At 73.0% G+C, this 1,383-nt stretch carries 2 protein-coding genes; both read left to right on the plus strand.

The window, feature by feature from the left end; translation table 11 throughout:
• A partial coding sequence (locus tag B8460_RS14165; RefSeq protein ID WP_206742656.1) for a type VI secretion IcmF C-terminal domain-containing protein occupies positions 1 to 1,058 on the plus strand: 1,058 nt, incomplete at its 5' end.
• Positions 1,042 to 1,383, plus strand: a 342-nt coding sequence (locus tag B8460_RS14170) for a protein kinase domain-containing protein (RefSeq protein ID WP_048862262.1), incomplete at its 3' end; no start/stop codon positions are given. The genes B8460_RS14165 and B8460_RS14170, both read left to right, overlap by 17 nt.

Below are 1,383 nucleotides of genomic sequence, written 5' to 3' on the forward strand. Positions count from 1 at the left end.
GTTGCCGGTACCGGGGTATGCGGGCATGCGGCGCATGGCCGGGCGATGCGATCCGCACGGTGTTCGCCCCGCTGCAGGCGCTGGCGGAGCCGGGACCGGCGGGACAGCCGCCGGTGCTGCGCATCCAGAACACCCTCGCCGGCGCCTACGGCACGGTCGCCGGCATTGATTCGGCCAAGGACCCGGGCGTCGCCGCGCAGACGCTGGCGGCGCAGGTGATCTCCGGCCAGAGCACGGACGCGCTGCTCGGCCTGCGCGTGCAGGCAGCCAGTCTGCCGCGCCCCATCAGCGACGTGATGCGCGAGCTGTATTCCAGCATCTGGTCCGCCCTGCTGCAGCTCGCCGCGGCGCAGCTGCAATCGGTGTGGGCGCGCGACGTCGACTCCGTCTGCCAGCAGACCATCGCAGGCCGCTATCCCTTCGCCTCGCTGGACGCCGCGAGCGGCGCGCCCGATGTCGCGCTGGCGGATTTCGCCGCGTTCTTCGGCCGCGGCGGCGTCATGGACAAGTTCGTGACGACGAACCTCGCGCTGTTCACGCAGCCGGGCGCGAGCGGCGATCTCGTGCTGGCGACGGATGACGGGATCTCGCTCAACATCTCGCGCACCGCGCTCGACCAGATCAACCGCGCGCGGCGCATCCGCAACCTGTTCTTCGGGACCGACGGCAACCCGTCGCTGCGCTTCTTCGTGCAGCCGGCCTATCTCGATCCGCGCGCGACGACGGCGACGCTGACATTCGACAAGACCGCCATACGCAACCGCCACGACCCGCCGGTCACGACGCAGGTGCAGTGGCCGAGCCTGGACAGCAGCGGCGCCGCGAGCTTCTCGCTCGTCACGGTCGGCGGCCAGACGCCGGAGATCGTCACCGCCGGACCGTGGGCCATGTTCCGGCTGCTGGCGCAGGCGGAGCGCGTGCCCGGTGCGCCCGGCGAGCAGACCGTGACATTTACCCTGGCGGGGCTGCGGTCCAGCTGGACCCTGCGCGGCGGCAGCGTGCTGAGCCCGCTCACCAACCCAAACGTGCTGGGCTTCCGCTGTGTCCCGCGTCTTTGAGCCCCCCTGCCGTATCACTGGCCCGATCGGCGGCGGCGGCACCGCCCTGGTCGAACGGGCCGTGACCGACAGGGGCGAGGTCTGGGCGGTCAAGCGCGCCCGGCCAGACGCGATCGACGACGTGGCGGTGCAGGCGGCGCTCCGGACGGAGGCGGCGCTGCTCGCGCGTCTGTCCCATCCCCGCATCCCGCGCCTGCGCGCGATCTGGACGACGCGGGCGGGCGGGTTTCACCTGGCGATGGATCTGCTGGCGGGCACTGACCTGCGCGCCCGGCTGCGGCGCGGCGGCAGCGGCCCGGGCGACGCGGCGGCGGTCGGCCGGCTG

Source organism: Acidisphaera rubrifaciens HS-AP3 (assembly GCF_000964365.1).
Lineage (GTDB): Bacteria > Pseudomonadota > Alphaproteobacteria > Acetobacterales > Acetobacteraceae > Acidisphaera > Acidisphaera rubrifaciens.